This is a genomic window from Actinomadura sp. B10D3 (assembly GCF_039871695.1).
Lineage (GTDB): Bacteria > Actinomycetota > Actinomycetes > Streptosporangiales > Streptosporangiaceae > Spirillospora > Spirillospora madurae.
In genome coordinates this window covers 271,812-288,275 of the sequence record NZ_JBDPLY010000003.1, presented here as the reverse complement: position 1 = coordinate 288,275, position 16,464 = coordinate 271,812, and the positions used below count along the sequence as shown (strand labels likewise).

The 16,464-nt window shown below is 73.5% G+C and carries 16 protein-coding genes; 6 read left to right on the top strand and 10 right to left on the bottom strand.

The features are described from left to right. Window positions 1-155 precede the first annotated feature (155 nt). Window positions 156-587 carry a division/cell wall cluster transcriptional repressor MraZ gene (mraZ, locus tag ABGB11_RS07465; protein WP_021599720.1) on the bottom strand — a complete coding sequence of 144 codons (432 nt, stop codon included), beginning with the start codon at window positions 585-587 and terminating at the stop codon, window positions 156-158. 375 nt (window positions 588-962) lie between these two features. Here mraZ and ABGB11_RS07460 point away from each other — a divergent pair, with 375 nt between their 5' ends. From ABGB11_RS07460 to ABGB11_RS07450, 3 genes are read left to right on the top strand one after another with little or no spacing between them, the layout of a single operon-like run. Continuing rightward, on the top strand, window positions 963-2,006 hold the full coding sequence (locus tag ABGB11_RS07460) for a MoxR family ATPase (protein WP_347630176.1): 1,044 nt from the start codon (window positions 963-965) through the stop codon (window positions 2,004-2,006). 4 nt (window positions 2,007-2,010) lie between these two features. After that, a complete protein-coding gene (locus tag ABGB11_RS07455; RefSeq protein ID WP_347630174.1) occupies window positions 2,011-3,294 on the top strand; it encodes a DUF58 domain-containing protein in 1,284 nt (427 codons plus the stop codon). After that, window positions 3,291-5,759 (top strand): DUF3488 and transglutaminase-like domain-containing protein, encoded by a 2,469-nt coding sequence (locus ABGB11_RS07450; protein WP_347630172.1) that lies wholly within the window; start codon window positions 3,291-3,293, stop codon window positions 5,757-5,759. The genes ABGB11_RS07455 and ABGB11_RS07450 overlap by 4 nt, the downstream gene beginning before the upstream one ends. A 191-nt stretch (window positions 5,760-5,950) precedes the next feature. Here the strand turns inward: ABGB11_RS07450 and ABGB11_RS07445 are convergent, their stop codons facing one another. The 6 genes from ABGB11_RS07445 to ABGB11_RS07420 all read right to left on the bottom strand — a co-directional run bounded on the left by ABGB11_RS07445 (window position 5,951) and on the right by ABGB11_RS07420 (window position 10,821). After that, window positions 5,951-6,349, bottom strand: a complete 399-nt coding sequence (locus ABGB11_RS07445; protein WP_347630170.1) for a DUF3040 domain-containing protein — start codon at window positions 6,347-6,349, stop codon at window positions 5,951-5,953. A 147-nt stretch (window positions 6,350-6,496) separates the two neighbouring features. Then, window positions 6,497-7,762 (bottom strand): DNA polymerase IV, encoded by a 1,266-nt coding sequence (locus ABGB11_RS07440; protein ID WP_347630168.1) that lies wholly within the window; start codon window positions 7,760-7,762, stop codon window positions 6,497-6,499. A 7-nt stretch (window positions 7,763-7,769) separates the two neighbouring features. Continuing rightward, complete coding sequence (locus ABGB11_RS07435) at window positions 7,770-8,504, bottom strand: methyltransferase domain-containing protein (protein ID WP_347630166.1); 735 nt, start codon at window positions 8,502-8,504, stop codon at window positions 7,770-7,772. Between the two features lie 235 nt (window positions 8,505-8,739). Continuing rightward, window positions 8,740-9,156: a transcription antitermination factor NusB gene (gene nusB, locus ABGB11_RS07430; protein ID WP_347630164.1), complete on the bottom strand. Its 417-nt coding sequence runs from the start codon at window positions 9,154-9,156 to the stop codon at window positions 8,740-8,742. Further along, window positions 9,156-9,713, bottom strand: a complete 558-nt coding sequence (gene efp / locus ABGB11_RS07425; RefSeq protein ID WP_021595582.1) for an elongation factor P — start codon at window positions 9,711-9,713, stop codon at window positions 9,156-9,158. The genes nusB and efp overlap by 1 nt, the downstream gene beginning before the upstream one ends. Before the next feature lie 31 nt (window positions 9,714-9,744). Next, window positions 9,745-10,821: an aminopeptidase P family protein gene (locus ABGB11_RS07420; protein ID WP_347630161.1), complete on the bottom strand. Its 1,077-nt coding sequence runs from the start codon at window positions 10,819-10,821 to the stop codon at window positions 9,745-9,747. A gap of 150 nt (window positions 10,822-10,971) precedes the next feature. On the opposite strand from ABGB11_RS07420, the gene ABGB11_RS07415 reads away from it, so the two are divergent. Both ABGB11_RS07415 and ABGB11_RS07410 read left to right on the top strand, forming a co-directional pair. After that, on the top strand, window positions 10,972-12,450 hold the full coding sequence (locus ABGB11_RS07415) for a flavin monoamine oxidase family protein (protein ID WP_347630159.1): 1,479 nt from the start codon (window positions 10,972-10,974) through the stop codon (window positions 12,448-12,450). 128 nt (window positions 12,451-12,578) lie between these two features. Then, on the top strand, window positions 12,579-13,304 hold the full coding sequence (locus tag ABGB11_RS07410; RefSeq protein WP_347630157.1) for a hypothetical protein: 726 nt from the start codon (window positions 12,579-12,581) through the stop codon (window positions 13,302-13,304). Here the strand turns inward: ABGB11_RS07410 and ABGB11_RS07405 are convergent. From ABGB11_RS07405 to ABGB11_RS07395, 3 genes are all read right to left on the bottom strand, one after another. Further along, a complete protein-coding gene (locus ABGB11_RS07405; RefSeq protein ID WP_347630155.1) occupies window positions 13,279-14,325 on the bottom strand; it encodes an LLM class F420-dependent oxidoreductase in 1,047 nt (348 codons plus the stop codon). The two genes, ABGB11_RS07410 and ABGB11_RS07405, sit on opposite strands and share 26 nt — an antisense overlap. 82 nt (window positions 14,326-14,407) lie before the next feature. After that, window positions 14,408-15,073 carry an enoyl-CoA hydratase-related protein gene (locus tag ABGB11_RS07400; protein WP_347630153.1) on the bottom strand — a complete coding sequence of 222 codons (666 nt, stop codon included), beginning with the start codon at window positions 15,071-15,073 and terminating at the stop codon, window positions 14,408-14,410. 34 nt (window positions 15,074-15,107) lie between these two features. After that, window positions 15,108-15,554 carry a PaaI family thioesterase gene (locus tag ABGB11_RS07395; RefSeq protein WP_347630151.1) on the bottom strand — a complete coding sequence of 149 codons (447 nt, stop codon included), beginning with the start codon at window positions 15,552-15,554 and terminating at the stop codon, window positions 15,108-15,110. A 102-nt stretch (window positions 15,555-15,656) separates the two neighbouring features. Here ABGB11_RS07395 and ABGB11_RS07390 point away from each other — a divergent pair, with 102 nt between their 5' ends. Then, the gene (locus tag ABGB11_RS07390; protein ID WP_347630149.1) at window positions 15,657-16,232 is read left to right on the top strand and encodes a TetR/AcrR family transcriptional regulator; all 576 of its coding nucleotides are present in this window, start codon (window positions 15,657-15,659) and stop codon (window positions 16,230-16,232) included. The last annotated feature ends 232 nt before the right edge of the window (window positions 16,233-16,464 follow it).

The following is a 16,464-nucleotide window of genomic DNA, read 5'->3' as shown; positions in this document are numbered from 1 at the left end:
CCAGGTCCCCATCCGCTGCCCTGAGGAAGATCACCGCGTTGCCCGCGGGGGGTCGCCGTCTGGCACCGGGGAAGCTGCGCCAGCTGGCTCGGAGAGCGGCTGGAGACCTGGCCGAACGTGGGCCAGTGCCGGTCAACGGACCGACGAGTCGTTTCTCAGAGGATCCCTGGCAACACCTCCTCCGAGACGTCGGAGAACGTCTGCTCCTCCTGCTCCAGGTAGGTCTCCCAGGCCTGGGCGTCCCAGATCTCCAGACGCGTGTTGGCCCCGATGACCGTGCAGTCGCGGGTAAGCCCCGCGTACTTGCGCAGAGGCGGAGGAATGGTGACGCGGCCCTGTTTGTCGGGCACCTCGTCGGAGGCGCTGGCGAAGAAGACCCGGCTGTAGCCCCGCACCGCCTTCTCGGTGACCGGGGCGGCACGCAGGGCTTCGGTAATCCGCTGGAACTCCGCCATGGGGAAGACGTACAGGCAGCGTTCCTGGCCCTTCGTGATCACCAATCCCCCCGACAGCTCCTCGCGGTACTTCGCCGGCAGGAACAGTCGTCCCTTGTCGTCGAGGCGCGGGGAATGGGTGCCGAGGAACACCGGCCCCACCTCCCGCGCCGCATGGGGCGCTACCGCCCCCCACGGCGCCCCACTCTACTCCACTCTTCCCCACCGTCAACAAGGAAAACACCGTCCGTGCGCCGTTTTGCCGCGCGAAACCGCAGGTCAGGAAGGGTGGTGCGGAGTGGGGCCCAGCGGGGCCCGCCCGCGCGGCGCGGCGGCGCGCCGGCGCGGGGTCCGGCCCCCGGAGGCGCGCCGGGCGGGGCCCGGAGGGGCGGGGGTGGAGGGAAGTGGTGAACCGGGAGTGGCGTTCGCCGTCCTTCCCGTAGAGCACAATTGGCTCGCGTTCCACATGAACATCGCAGTGGGCCTTCCGACGACGTACTGTCGTTTGGAACGGCTGAGGAGGGTTTGGTGGCAGTAGGCACGCACGGCGAGTCGTTCATGGAGACCGACCCCCCGGCATCCCACCCGGCCCGGCGCGGCGCGCGGGGCCACGACGCGCCGGGCGGTCTCGACGGGCTCGCCCAGGTCGCTAACAAGATCCGGGACGCCGTGGAGTCGGTGATCGAGGGGAAGCCCTCGGTGGTGCGGCTGGCCCTGACGGTGCTGCTGGCCGAGGGGCACCTGCTGATCGAGGACGTGCCCGGGGTCGGCAAGACGATGCTCGCGAAGGCGCTCGCGCGCTCGGTCGACTGCTCGGTGCGCCGGGTGCAGTTCACCCCCGACCTGCTCCCCAGCGACATCACCGGCGTCAGCGCCTACAACCAGGAGCTGCGCGAGTTCGAGTTCAAGCCGGGGCCGATCTTCGCCAACATCGTGGTCGGCGACGAGATCAACCGGGCGTCGCCGAAGACGCAGTCCGCGCTGCTGGAGTGCATGGAGGAGCGGCAGGTCACGGTCGACGGGACCACCTACACGCTCGAGCCGCCGTTCATGGTGATCTCCACGCAGAACCCGGTGGAGATGGAGGGCACCTACCCGCTGCCCGAGGCCCAGCGCGACCGTTTCACCGCCCGCATCTCGATGGGCTACCCGGACCCGGCCGCGGAGCTGGAGATGCTCGACAATCACGGCGAGACGTCCCCGCTCGACCGGCTCACCCCGGTCGCGCACGCCGAGGACGTCCGCGACCTCATCGAGGTCGTGCGGCGCCAGCACGTCGCGCCCGCGGTGCGGCAGTACGCCATCGACCTCGTCTCCGCCACCCGGCGGCACCCGGAGCTGCGGCTCGGCGCGTCCCCGCGGGCGACGCTGCACCTGGTGCGGGCCGCGCGGGCGTACGCCGCGCTCGACGACCGCGACTACGTCGTCCCCGACGACGTCCAGGAGCTCGCCGTCCCCGTCCTCGCGCACCGGCTGCTGCCGACCGCCGAGGCGCAGGTCGAGCGGCGCCGTCCCGAGCAGGTGGTCGCCGACCTGGTGAAGCGGCTGCCGGTGCCCTCCCCCGGGAAGTGACCCGGTGCGACGGGCGCTGGCCGGCCTGACCACCCGCGGGCGGTCCTTCGTGGCGGCGGGGGCGACGGCGATCGTCTGCGCGGTCGTGCTCGGCGAGCGCGACCTGCTGCGCGCCGGGGTGCTCGTCCTGGTGCTGCCGCTGCTGTGCACGCTGGCGGTGTCGCGGACCCGGTACCGGCTGGCGTGCGCGCGGCGGCTGGAGCCGGCGCGGCTGCCGGTCGGCCGCGAGGCCCGCGTCGACCTGCGGCTGGAGAACGTGTCGCGGCTGCCGAGCGGGCTGCTGATGGTGGAGGACCGCGTCCCCTACGCGCTCGGCGGGCGGACCCGGTTCGTGCTGGAGCGCATCGAGCCGCACGGCACCCGCGAGCTCGGCTACCGGATCCGCTCGGACGTGCGCGGGCGGTACCGGGTGGGGCCGCTGACGGTCCGGCTCGCCGACCCGTTCGGGATGGTGGAGCTGCTCCGCTCGTTCAGCCTGTCCGACACGCTCACCGTGACGCCGGCGATCGTCCCGCTGCCGGCGAGCCGGCTGGCCGGCGGGTGGACGGGCGGCGGCGACAGCATCGCCCGCGCGGTCTCGGCCGCGGGCGAGGACGACGTCGCCCCCCGCGACTACCGGCACGGCGACGACCTGCGCCGCGTGCACTGGCGGTCCACCGCCCGGCGCGGGGAGCTGATGGTGCGGCGCGAGGAGCAGCATTTCCAGAGCAGCGGGACCCTGTTCCTGGACACCCGCCGCTCCGCGCACTGGGGCGACGGGCCGGGCGGCTCGTTCGAGCAGGCCGTGTCGGCGACCGCGTCGATCGGCGTCCACCTCGTCCGCACCGGGATGAGCCTGCGGTACGTCACCGACCGGGGCGAGGCGCTGGCCGCCGCGCCGTCGGAGGGGGCGTTCGAGGGGCTGCTGCTGGACGCGCTGGCCGTGGCCCGCCGGTCCAAGAGCGGGTCGCTGTCGGCCGGGCTGGCCGCGCTGCGCGGCGGGCCCGGCGAGCACGGCGGCCGGGAGGGCGGCGGGCTGGTCATCGCGGTGTTCGGCACGCTGTCGGACGAGGAGGCCCGGACGGTGGCGGCGATGCGCCGCGGCACCGGGACGTACGTGGCGGTCCTGGTGCAGGGCGGGCCGGCCGCCGGGGTGTCCGAGAGCGACGGAGCGGGCGACGGGACGGCGGCGGGGCTGCTGCGCGCCGGCGGCTGGCGGGTCGTCACCGTCCGGTCCGCGGCGGAGCTGGCCGGGGCGTGGACGCAGGCCGGCAAGGCAGGCGAGGACTTCGTCAAGGACGGTGCATGAGGATCCGGATGACGGTGATGGCCGCGCTGGCGACGCTCGCCGGCTCGCTCGGCCTGTACCCGCTGTTCGAGAAGGCCGGATGGTTCTGGGCCGGGTTCGGCGCGGTGCTGGCGGCGTCCGGTGGCGGGCTGCTGGCCCGGCGGATGCGGATGCCCGCGCTGGTCGGGTTCCTGATCGGGCTGGTCTCCCTGATCCTGTACCTCAACCTGGCCTACGCCGCCGACAGGTCGTGGCTGGGGTTCGTCCCGACCCCGGAGTCGATCCAGTACCTCGGCGCCCTCACCGACGAGGGCTGGCGGGCGGCGAACCGGTACGCGGCGCCCGTCCCGCTCGTCCCGGGGATCTCGATGCTGACCGCCGCCGGGATCGGCCTGGTCGCCGTCCTGGTCGACCTGCTGGCCGTACGGCTGCACCGCACCGCGCCCGCGGGGCTGCCGCTGCTCGCCATGTACAGCGTGCCCGCCGCGGTCCGCGAGGACGGCGTCGGCTGGCTCGCGTTCGGCCTCGGCGCGTTCGGCTTCCTGGCCCTGCTGATGGCCGACGCCCGCGAGCAGGTCGGCGGGTGGGGCCGGACGGTGACGACGCGGCGCCGCCCGCGGGTCGTCCCGATGGCCGGGACGGCGCCGCTGCCCGGGGAGGCCGCCGCCCTCCCGGAGACGTCGTCGCTGGCGGCGAGCGGCCGCCGGATCGCGGCCGGCGCGGTCGCCGTCGCGGTGCTGCTGCCCGCGGCCGTCCCGGGCCTGCAGCCGCGCGGCTTCTTCGGCTTCGGCGGCGGCGCGGGCCAGGGCACGCAGACCGTGACGACGCCCGACCCGCTGGTCAGCCTGAAGCGGGAGCTGACCCGGCTGGACGACTCGGTCGTCCTCACCTACCGGACCGACGACCGGGAGAGCCCCGGCTATCTGCGCCTTTACGCCCTCGACCAGTTCGACGGCGACCGCTGGACCTACAGCCCGCTGAAGAGCAGCTCCCGGGACCGGGTGAGCGACGACCGCGAGCTGCCGCCCCCGCCCGGGCTGGGCACCGCGCCGGTGCACGAGGTGACGACCCAGGTGCGGGTGCGGCCCGAGGTGAGGAACATGACGTTCCTGCCGGTGCCGTACGCCCCGTCCCAGGTCTCGATCAGGGGCGACTGGCGGGTGCACGCCCCCTCGCTCATGGTCTACTCGCTGCGCGACTCCGCGGGCGGGCGCTTCTACACCGTCAAGAGCCTGCGCGCGACGCCGTCGGCCGGCCAGCTGGCCGCCGCGGGCGCCTACCCGGCCGACATCGTCTCGCACTACACCGCGGTGCCCAAGAACGTCCCGCCGCAGGTCAGGCGGCTCGCCGCGCAGGTCACCGCCGGGTCGGCCACCGCGCTCACGCAGGCGGTGCGGCTGCAGCGCTGGTTCACCGTGAACGGCGGGTTCACCTACGACCTGTCCGCGCCGGCGCCGCAGCACGGCAGCGACCTCGTCGACTTCCTCCTGCACAGCAAGCGCGGCTACTGCGAGCAGTTCGCCGCGGCGATGGCGCTGATGGCCCGGATCCTCGGTATCCCGTCCCGGGTCGCGATGGGCTACACCCCGGGCTCGCAGGTGAGGCCGGGCGAGTGGGTCGTCCGGTCGCGCGACGCGCACGCCTGGCCGGAGCTGTACTTCGAGGGCTCCGGATGGGTGCGGTTCGAGCCGACGCCCGCCGGGGCCGCCGGCCAGGGCACCGCCGTCGCGCCCGGCTACAGCGAGCCCGCCATCAGCACGACCGGCCCCGAGAGCGAGACCGCGCCGTCGCCGGAGAGCTCCTCCCCCGAGGACTCCGCGACCGCGTCCCCGACCACCGGGCCCCGCCACCGCAACGACGAGGGCCCGGGCGGGTCCACCGCCGCCCGGGACGACGACGAGGGCGGCTTCGCCGCGGCGCCCTGGCTCGCGGGCGCGGTGCTGGCGCTGCTGCTGACGGCCGTGCCGATGGCGGTGCGGATGCTCACCCGGCGCCGCCGCTGGACGGCGCTCGCCCCGCCGTCGTCCGGGCCGTCGCCGCGCCGGCCGGGCCGGGCGCGGGCGCCCGCCGGCGACCCGGCCGGCGCGGCGCACGCCGCCTGGCGGGAGCTGCGCGCCGACGCGCTCGACCACGGGCTGGAATGGCGGGCCAGCGACTCCCCCCGCGCCACCGCGCGCCGGCTCGGCGAGCTGCTCGAACTGGACGCGGAGGGGACGCGCGCCCTCACCCGCATCGCCAAGGCCGAGGAGCTGGCGCGCTACTCGCGGACCCGTCCCAGCGAGCCGGCGGAGCGGCTGCGCGCCGATGTCCGGACGGTCCGGGAGGCGTTCGCCGCGTCCGTGGGGCGCCGCGCCCGGTGGCGCGCCCGGCTGATGCCGCCGTCGACGGTGGCGCAGACCCGCTCCGCGTTCCGCACGGCGGCGGACCGGGTCCTCGACGTCACCGCCCGCCTGAACGAGCTGCCGGCCCGCCTGCGCCGCCGGTAGGCGGCCGACCTCGGATACACGGGACCCCGGACACAGGACCCCGGACACGCGTTCGTCCCGGCCTCGCGGTCAGCCCGCGAACGGCCGGGACGATCTGACGAGTCCACGCCGGCCAGGCGCCGTCCGGGCACACACCCCGGAGAGCCCTCGGCCGCTGGTCGCCTTCGGTGCTCAGTCGCCTCGGTGGGTGCTCAGTCGCCCTCGGTGCGGCGGCGCCAGCGCTCTTCCATGCGCTCCATGAAGCCCGCCTTGGCGGGACGGGCCTGTGGGCTCCCGCCGCCGCCCTGCGCGGGCTCGCTGCCGATCCCGGTCATCCGCTTCCAGCTCGTCAGCGCCCAGACGCAGCAGACGACCATGAGCAGGAAACCGGTCACGCTGATGGCGATGGTGACCGTGCCCTCGTTGATGACAAGACCGGCCATCAGGGCGCTCACGCCCACGACGAACCCGAGGGCCGCCTTGACGATCCGGCGCTTGTAGTGGACCTGGGGGTTGGTCGAGCGAACCGCGTGAGCGAACTTCGGATCCTCGGCGTACAACGCCGATTCGATCTGTTCGAGCATGCGCTGCTCGTGCTCAGAGAGCGGCACGGCACCTCCCAACGACAGCTCCGCGACGGGGTATCCGATGCGGGACGCGAACGTCAACGGTGATATGCCCAGAATACGAGCACTGTCGAGCGTACGAAAGCGAACGGCCCGTCGAGGGCCCGGTGCCGGTCACCCCACAGCCTTCTTTCATTGTCTTCCGTCCCTGCCGTCACGTCCGTCACCGTCCGCCGCACGCCGCACCAGCGCGGCGGGGCGAACCGCGCCGCGGCCGAACCGGTGCGCGACCTGGTCCATGGCTCGCTCGGCCTCACGCCAGCCGCTGTCCGGCTCGTCGAGGGCGAGCTGACGGGGGGCCTCGCCGGCGGGACGCAGGTTCTCCACCCGCACCCCGACCAGACGGAGTCGTACCCGTTCCAGCCCGGCCCCCTCGTACAGCTCGCATGCTGTGACATAGATCACACGAGCGAGGTCGGTCGGCTCGGGGAGCGTGCGCGCCCGGGTGATCGTCCTGAAGTCGGCCATCCGCAGTTTGACGCTGACCGTCCGGCCGGCGTTCCCGCTCTCGCGCAGGCGCGCGCCGACCTTCTCCGCCAGCCGCAGCAGCTCCCGCCGGACGACCTCCGGGTCGTCGACGTCGACGTCGAAGGTCTCCTCCGCGCCGATGCTCTTGTCGGGCGTGTGCGCGACGACCTCCCGCGGGTCGCGTCCCCAGGCCAGCTCGTGCAGGTGCGACCCGAGCGCGTTGCCCAGCTCGCGCCGCAGGGTGGCCGGCGGGACCTGGGCGAGCTGCCCCACGGTCCGCAGGCCGAGCCGGGTGAGCGCCTGCTCCGTCCGCTCTCCGACGCCCCAGAGCGCCGCGACGGGCAGCGGATGGAGGAAGCCGGTCACGCCGTCGGCGGGCACGACGAGCAGCCCGTCCGGCTTGCACCGGGTCGAGGCCAGCTTGGCGACGAACTTGGCGCTCGCCACCCCGACCGAGCAGGTGATGCCCTGCTGGGCCCGGACCTGCTCGCGGATCAGCGCCGCGATCTCGGCGGGGCGGCCGAGCCGGCGCCGCGCGCCCGCCACGTCCAGGAACGCCTCGTCCAGGGACAGGCCCTCCACCAGCGGGGTGATCGCCCGGAAGATCTCGAACACGGCCGCCGACACCCGGGCGTACTTGGCGTGGTCGACCGGCAGCACCACCGCCCGCGGGCACAGCCGCCGGGCCCGCGACATCGGCATCGCCGAGTGCACGCCGAACGTCCGCGCCTCGTAGGACGCCGCGGACACGACCCCGCGCGGCCCGGCGCCGCCCACGATCACCGGGCGGCCGCGCAGCTCGGGGCGGTCGAGCAGCTCCACGCTGACGAAGAAGGCGTCCATGTCGACGTGCAGGACGGCGCAGCCGGTGTCGTCGGCGGGCGGGCCCGGCTGCGGGCCGGGCCGGTGCAGCTGCTGCTTGCGGCTCACGGCCCCGTCATCCGCCCGGCTTGTCGGCCACCAGGTGCAGCTGGGTGGCGAGGTCGCGCAGGACGGGATGGACGGCCGCCACCGACTCCAGCGCGATCAGCGCGTCCGCGGAGCCGGCGTCGCCGTCCAGCAGGCCGCTCGGCACCAGGTCGGCGAAGATCCGGACGCCGTGCAGCTCGGCGACCCGCAGCCCGGCGCCGCGCACCAGCGCCGACAGCGTCTCGCGGGTGAACCGGCGGGGCATCCGGTCCCCCTCGCCCCACCGCCCGGCCGGGTCGGTCAGCACCCGGCGGGCGTCGTCGAAGTGCCCGGACACCGCGCGGTGCAGCGCGGCGGCGATCTGCCCGGCGACCAGCACGCTGACCGAGCCGCCGGGGCGGAGGGCGCCGGTCAGCGCGGCCATCACGGCGCCGGGCTCGTCGACGTACTCCAGCACGCTGTGGCACAGCACGAGGTCGGCGGCGCCGGGGCCGAGCAGGTCGGGGAGGTCGACGGCGTCGCCCTGGATCGCGCGCACCCGCACCCCGGACTCGGCGGCGCGGCGCTCCAGCGCGGCGAGGGCGTCGGGGTTGGCGTCGACCACGGTGACCCGGTGCCCGAGCTCGGCGAGCGGGACCGCGAACCCGCCGGTGCCGCCGCCGACGTCCACGACGTCGCTCTGGCCGGCCTCGGGCGTGATCCGGTCCAGAACGATCCGCAGAGCCTCCCAGAGCACGGCGTTACGCACCCGGCTGTATCTCATTGCGGTTCCCTCCTCCTTCGGGCCTTGGCGGCCCTCCATCGTCGGGAACCGCGCGCGATCGCCGCATCGCTCCGACTCGCCTTGCGGCTCGCTGCGCGATCAGGCTCTCGCTTCGCTCGACCCTGCCTTCGGACGCGATCGCAAGCGTTGAGGTCGGTGCGTGCCGCGGTGCCGGTTGAGGTCGTCACAGTGAGAACCGCCTGGCCTTTCATCGTCGGCACCGCATGCTCCCGGGTCAGAGGGACAAGGAGGGCTTGAGCTGCTGGAGGCGGGAGAGGAGGCCGTTGACGAAGCGGGGGGACTCGTCGGTGGACAGTTCGGTGGCCAGCCCGACGGCCTCGCTGATCGCGACGCCGTCGGGGACGTCGTCCACCCACAGGAGCTCGAACGCGCCCATGCGCAGGATGTTGCGGTCGACGACCGGCATCCGCTCCAGCGTCCAGCCGGTCGCGTAGGTGGCGATCAGCTCGTCGACGCGCTCCCGGTGCTCCTGAACGCCCTCGATCAGCCGGACGGCGTGCGGGTACTCGGCCAGCTCGTCCTGGTTCGGACGGCCGCGGGCGGCGAGCACCGCCGCGGGCTCCTCCTCCCGCAGTTCCGCCGCGAACAGGATGTCCAGCGCCAGTTTCCGTGCCTTGGTGCGAGCCGCCATCAGCCGCGGCCGAGGTACTCGCCGGAGCGGGTGTCGACCTTGACCTTCTCGCCGGTGGTGATGAACAGGGGGACCTGGATCTGCGCGCCGGTCTCCAGGGTGGCGGGCTTGCTGCCGCCGGTGGAGCGGTCGCCCTGCAGGCCGGGCTCGGTCTCGGTGATCTCCAGCACGACGGCCGCGGGCAGCTCGACGTACAGCGGGTTCTCGTTGTTGAAGGCGATCACGGCGTTCTGCTCGGGGAGCAGGTAGTTCGCGGCGTCGCCGACGACGGTGGCCGGGATGTGCGGCTGGTCGTAGGTCTCGGTGTCCATGAAGACGAAGTCCTCGCCCTCGCGGTAGAGGTACTGCATCTCCCGCTTGTCGACGCTCGCCACCTCGACCTTGGTGCCGGCGTTGAAGGTCTTGTCGACGACCTTGCCGGACAGGACGTTCTTGAGCTTGGTACGGACGAACGCGCCGCCCTTGCCGGGCTTGACGTGCTGGAATTCCAGGACGGTCCACAGCTGGCCGTCGAGGTTCAGCGTCATGCCGTTCTTCAGGTCGTTCGTCGTCGCCACTGCGTTGTTCTCCCGGTCGCGACCCGCGCGTCTACAGGACGAGCAGGTCCTTGGTCGTTGTGGTGAGGAGCTCCGGGCCGCCCGCGCGGACCACGAGCGTGTCCTCGATGCGCACGCCGCCGCGGCCCGCGAGGTAGACCCCCGGCTCAGCGGTGATCGGAACCCGATCCACCAGCTTACCGGTCTTGTCGTACCCCATGAGCGGCGCTTCGTGGATCTCCAGGCCGACGCCGTGCCCGAGCCCGTGGGGGAACGCGTCGCCGTGCCCGGCCGCGGCGATGACGTCCCGGGCGGCGGCGTCGACGGCCTTGGTCTCGGCGCCGGGGACGGCGGCGTCGAGCGCGGCCCGCTGCGCCCGGTGCACGAGGTCGTGGAGGTCGCGCTGCCAGTCCGCCGGCTCGCCGATCGCCACGGTGCGGGTCATGTCGGCGTGGTAGCCGCCGTACAGGGCGCCGAAGTCGAGCGTGACGAGGTCGCCGTGCTCCAGCTCGCGCCCGCCCGGATGGTGGTGCGGGACGGCGCCGTTCGGCCCGGAGGCGATGATCGACTCGAACGCGGGGCGCTCGGCGCCGAGGTCGACCATGGCCCGTTCGAGCGCGATCGCGACGGCCCGCTCGGTGACGCCCGCACGGATCGCGGGGAGGACGGCCTCGAACGCGCGGTCGGTGATGGCGCAGGCCTCCCGCAGGAGGGCGATCTCCTCCTCGTCCTTGACCCTGCGCAGCTCCTCGACGAGGTGGCCGAGCGGGACCAGGTCCCCCTCGGCGTCCGCGGCCAGGTCGGCGTGCTGCTCGACCGTCATGTCGTGAGCCTCGAAGCCGACGCGGGCGTGGCCGTCTCCGGCCGCCCTCTTCAGCAGGACGTGCGCCACCTGCCGGTCGACGATGACGGGCAGCTCGGGGCAGACCTCGGCGGCCATGCCGGCGTACCGGCCGTCGGTCGCGAGGACGGCGTCCCCGCCGGCCGGGACGAGCAGCGCGGCCCGGGAGCTGTCCAGGCCGGTCAGGTACCGGACGTTGACGAGCCGGGTCACCAGCAGGGCGCCGGCGTCCCGTTCGGCGACGAGCGCGGCCAGCCGGCGGCGCCGTGCGAGGTGCGTCTCCCCCATGGGCAGGACTCTAGGCCACCCGCGCGGCGGCCGTCTCGACGCGGTCACGAACATGAGAAACTCTCGACTTTCGGTCGAGGGCGGCCTAGGTTGACCGGTCGTGTGCTCCGTCCGTCCCCCCGCATGGACTTCCCCCGGGAGTGATTCACCGTGACCCGAGTCAGCCGCCGCAGACTGCTGGGCACAGGCGCCCTCACCGCCGCCGGAGCCGTCGTCTCCGCGGCCGCGGCCCCGCCCGCCGCCGCCCGCACCGCGCCGCTCGCCGCCGACGTCGTGATCGTCGGCGCCGGCCTGGCCGGCCTCACCGCCGCCCGCGACCTCCTCGCCGCCGGGCGGTCCGTCATCGTGCTGGAGGCCCGCGAGCGGCCCGGCGGGCGCGTGTACGGGATGCCGCTCGGCGACGGCACCACCAACGAGGGCGGCGCCGAGTTCATCGGCCCCACCCAGGACCGCATCGCGGCGCTCGCGAAGGACATGGGCGTCGGCACCTACCCCACGTACAACACCGGCAAGAACGTCTACTACCGCAGCGGCAAGCGGTCCCTCTACGAGACCGACGGCATCCTCGGCGCCGTCCCGCCGGACTGGGGCGTCGTCGACCTGGAACTGGCGCTGCTGCGCCTCGGCAACATGATCAAGGAGGTGCCGGTCGGCGAGCCGTGGCGGGCCCCCAAGGCCGAGGAATGGGACGCCCAGACCTTCCACACCTGGTCGCGGGCCAACACGATCAGCAGCGGCGCGCGGTTCCTCATGGACGCGTTCGCCTCCTCGACCCTGTCGGTGCGCTCGCAGGAGGTCTCGCTGCTGTACGTGCTGAACTACGCGGCCTCGGCGGGCAACGCGAGCACCCCGGGGACGATCGACCGGCTGATCAACACCAAGGGCGGCGCGCAGGAGTCCCGGTTCGTCGGCGGCTCGCAGGAGGTGCCGGTCCGGCTGGCGGCGCGGCTGGGCGACATCGTCCGCTACAACGCGCCGGTGCGGTCCATCGTCACCGGCTCCGGCGGCGTGACGGTCAACGCCGACGGCGTCACCGTGTCGGCCGAGCGCGTCATCGTCGCGATGTCGCCCGCGATCGCCGACAAGATCGACTACTCGCCGGCGCTGCCCGCGAGCCGGGCGCAGCTGACGCAGCGCTACCCGATGGGGTCGGTCGCCAAGTTCGTCGCCGTCTACGACACGCCGTTCTGGCGGGAGGACGGCCTGACCGGGCAGGCGATCGCCGACAGCGGCGCGATCGACGCGACGTTCGACAACAGCCCGCCGGACGGGTCGCGCGGCATCCTGATGGGCTTCATGAACCAGGCCAACATGCGCAGGCTGGACGCCGCGCCCGCGGACGAGGTCCGCGCGGCGGGCCTGGACTCGTTCACCAAGCTGTTCGGGAGCAAGGCGGCGAGCCCGAGCCTGACGGCGTTCCAGCGCTGGGACAACGAGATGTGGAGCGGCGGCGGGCCGGTCGGCGTCGCCCCGCCCGGCGCGCTCACCGCGTTCGGTCCGGCGCTGCGGGCGCCGTGCGGCCCGATCCACTGGGCCGGCACCGAGACGTCCGACTACTGGACCGGCTACATGGACGGCGCAGTCCGCTCCGGCGAGCGCGTCGCCAAGGAGGTCCACGCGGCCCTCTGACGCCGCCTCCCCGCGGGCCGTTCCCGCGCGGTTCCGCCGTCCCGGAAAGTAAGGATCAGATGGCGATCCGGACGGCGGAACCGTGCGTCTCATCCGGAGGACACGGATGAACGACGGAACGGAATCCGATGGTGCGGTACGGGAGACGGTCAGATCGGGGCCTGGCGGCGCTGCTGGCGTTCGGCGCGCCCGGGGCCGGGCTCGCGATCGTCGTCGCCGAGGCCGCCCTCGCCGCCCACGGCCCGTCGGCGCTCATGGAGAACTGGGCGGGCACCGCGCTGATCATCGTGATGCTGCTCGCCGGGTACGGCCTGATCGTCTTCACGCAGCTGCGCTACGAGAACATCCTGGTGTTCTTCGGCGCCTTCCTCCTGCTGTCCTTCGGGGCGGGATACGTCGCCGAAGCGGTGCGGGAGCAGGCGTTGCACGAGCGGGGACGGACCACGGCGTGCACGGTGCAGAGTGTCGACCGGCGCGAGGTCACCAGCACCGACAGCGAGGGGCACACGACCACGCGCGTCTACTACGACCATGACCTGGCCTGCGCCGAGCCGCGGGTGCGGAAGATCACCACCGGTCCCCCGCCGGCGGCGAAGCGAGGCGACCGCATCCAGGTCGTGTACGACCCGCGCGGCCGCCTCCACCCGCGCCCCGCCGCCTCGGTCGACGACCCGGGCGCCACCCTGAAGCGGGGAGCCGCCCTGTTCGGGGGCGGCGTCCTCCTGCGCGTGCTGTACGAGCTGAGGGTCCCGCCGTTCGGTCCCGGGTTCGGGCCGGGGTTCGGCGGCCTGGGCCGCAGGTGGCGGACGCGCCGGATGCGGCGGTCCTTCAGAGACCGGCCGCCATCTCCTTGACCTTCTCGATCAGGGCGAGGCGGCCCTTGTGGTCGCCGGCGATCGGGGTCACGTTCAGCGTGGTGACGCCGGACTCCTTCATCGCCGCGAGCCGCTCGCGGACGTGCCCCTCGGGGCCGATGAGGGACATCTTCTCCAGCAGCTCCTGCGGGACCTTCGCGGCGGCCTCGTCCTTCTTGCCGTCCAGGTACAGGTCCTGGATCTCCTCGGCCTCCTTCTCGAAGCCGTAGCGGCGGGCGAGGTCGTTGTAGAAGTTCTTGCCCTTGGCGCCCATGCCGCCGATGTAGAGCGCGGCCATCGGGCGCCCGAACTCCAGGAGGCCCTGCACGTCGTCGCCGATCGCGAGCGGGGACTGCCCGACCACGTCCAGCTCGCCGAGGGCCGGGTCGCGGCGGGCCTTGCCCGCGGCCAGGGACGGACCCCACACGTCCTTGGCCTTCTCCGGCATGTAGAAGATGGGCTCCCAGCCGTTGGCGATCTCCGCGGTCAGTTCGACGTTCTTCGGGCCGATCGCGGCGACCAGGATCGGGATGTCGGCCCGCACCGGGTGGTTGATGAGCTTGAGCGCCTTCCCGAGCCCGGTGCCCTGGCCCTCCGGCAGCGGCAGCGTGTAGTACTTGCCGTCGTGCTGGACGCGCTCGCGCCGCCACACCTTGCGGCAGATCTCGATGATCTCCCGGGTGCGGCCGAGGGGCGCGGTGTAGGGGACGCCGTGGAAGCCCTCGATGACCTGCGGGCCGGACGCGCCGATGCCGAGGGTGAACCGGCCGTCGGAGACGTAGTCCAGGCCGGCGGCGGTCTGCGCGATCGCGGTCGGCGTCCGGGAGTAGATGTTGAGGATGCCGGAGGCGATCTCCAGCCGCTCGGTCCTGGCGGCGATGTAGCCCATCTGGCTCACCGCGTCGTAGCTGTAGGCCTCCGCGACGTAGACGATGTCGAGGCCGGCCTTCTCGAAGTCGGACAGCTCCTCGACGGTCTCCTTGAAACCGCCCGAGTAGCTGAGCGCCATCCCGATGCGCATGGTGTTCGCGCCCCTTCCCTGCAAACCGAATCCGATTCCGGTCAACGTAACCTACTCCCCCCTCCCGGCCGGGACACGGGGGTCAGCCGAGCGCCGGGCCGTTCAGCGCGTCCAGTGCCGGCCGGTACAGGGCCGTGCGGATCTTGGCCACGACCGCGCCGTCCTTGCCCGCCTGCGACGCGGCGTGCTCGACGGCCGCGGGCAGCACCTCGTCCTCGGCCGCCGCGCGCTGCACGATCCCGGCGGCCAGCGCCTGCTCCGCGGTGTAGCGGCGGCCGGTGAGCATCGCCTCGTGCGCGGTGGCCTTCGGCAGCCGCGAGGTGATCAGCGCGTTCATCCCGGGGGTGAAGCTCATCCCGAGGTCGACCTCGGGCAGGCAGAAGTAGCCGCGGTCCGTGCGCATGACGGCGAAGTCGTGGGCGAGGGCGAGCATCCCGCCGCCCGCGAACGCGTGCCCGTTCAGCGCCGCGACGGTCGGCATCGGCAGCGACAGGAGGCGCGCGTACAGCGCGTGCACCTGGCCGATGTACTCCTCGAACCTGTCCTGGTTGGCGCCGAGCCAGTCCAGGTCGAGGCCGTTGGAGTAGAACTTGCCCGTGCCCACGGTGACGAGGGCGCCGGGCCCTCCGCCTTTGACCACCTGGTCCAGCGCATCCTGGACCTCACCGAGGAAGTCGGGGCCGAACCGGTTCTCACCCGCGTCGAACCGCAGGACGTGCACGTCCCCGTCGCGGCGGAGCTCGATCATGAAGGTCTCCTCGATCCGTGCCCGAGCACCGACCCTACTCGCCGGTAGCGGGCGGGAAGACCATACAGGTCGTCGTCCCGTGCGCGACGAGCTTGCCGTCGGCGTTCGTGATGCGCCCCTCGGCCGTCGCGACCCTGCGTCCCATATGGACGGTCGTGCCCTCGCACACCAGCCGCCCGCCCTCCAGCGGAACCGGCCGGACGAAGTTCACCTTCAGCTCCAGCGACGTGTAGCTCGCTCCTGCGGGCAGCGAGGTGTGCACGGCGCAGGCCATCGCCGAATCGAGCAGCGTCGACATGATGCCGCCGTGCACCGTGCCGAGGGGGTTGCTGAACTCGGCCCGCGGAGCCAGCGCGAACACGACCCGGCCGGGCTCCAGCGTCTCGGCGGTCATGCCGAGCAGCGCCCCGATGCCGTAGCTCGCCTCCCCGTTCCTGCCGAGCAGCTCCTTGAGCTGCTCCAGGCCCGCCGTGGTCTCCATGCGGGACCCCCCATTCGGTATGACGTCCGTCATAGCCAGCTTTTTCCATGACGAGCGTCATGGTCAACGCGATGACCATATGATGAATGTCATAATCGGTCCATGGGGACCGACAGCCGGGAACGCATGGTGCGCAGCGCCGCCTTCCTCTTCCGCGAGCGCGGCTACAGCGGGACCGGGTTCCGCGACGTCATCGCGCACAGCGGCGCCCCGCGCGGGTCGATCTACCACCACTTCCCCGAGGGCAAGGCGCAGCTGGCCGAGGAGGCCGTCCGCTACGCCGGGGAGTTCCTGAACGCCGGCATCCTCGCCGCCACCGAGAGCGGCGACGCCGCGTCCGCCGTGGACGCCTTCGTGGGCTGGTGGCGGCAGGTCCTGATCAAAAGCGAGTTCCGCGCCGGCTGCCCCGTCGTCGCCGTCACCGTCGAGTGCCACGACGACGCCCCGCAGCTCGCCGCCGCCGCGGCGGCGGCGTTCGGCCGCTGGCAGGACACCCTCGCCACCGGCCTCGGCAACGCCGGCGTCCCGGACGAGCGCGCGTCCCGCCTGGCCCGCCTCATCGTCGCCGCCGTCGAGGGCGCCACCATCCTCTGCCGCGCCCACCGCGACGTCGCCCCCCTCGACGACGTCGTCACCGAGCTCAAGGACATGGCCAGAAAGGCCGCCCAGGAAGAGTGACGCCGCCCTCCGCTCCGCTAGCGCTCCGCTAGCGCTCCGCTCCGGTCGGCGGTAGGGCCGCCGCCCCGGCCGGTGAACACCCCGCCCCCGGCCGTCGGCGGTAGGGCCGCCGCCCCGGCCGGTGGACACCCCGCCCCCGGCCTCGGCGGTAGGGCCCCCGGCCCGGCCGGTGGACACCCCGCCCCCGGCCGGTGGACACTCCGACCCGGTCGCGGTCGGTTCGCGCCACGCG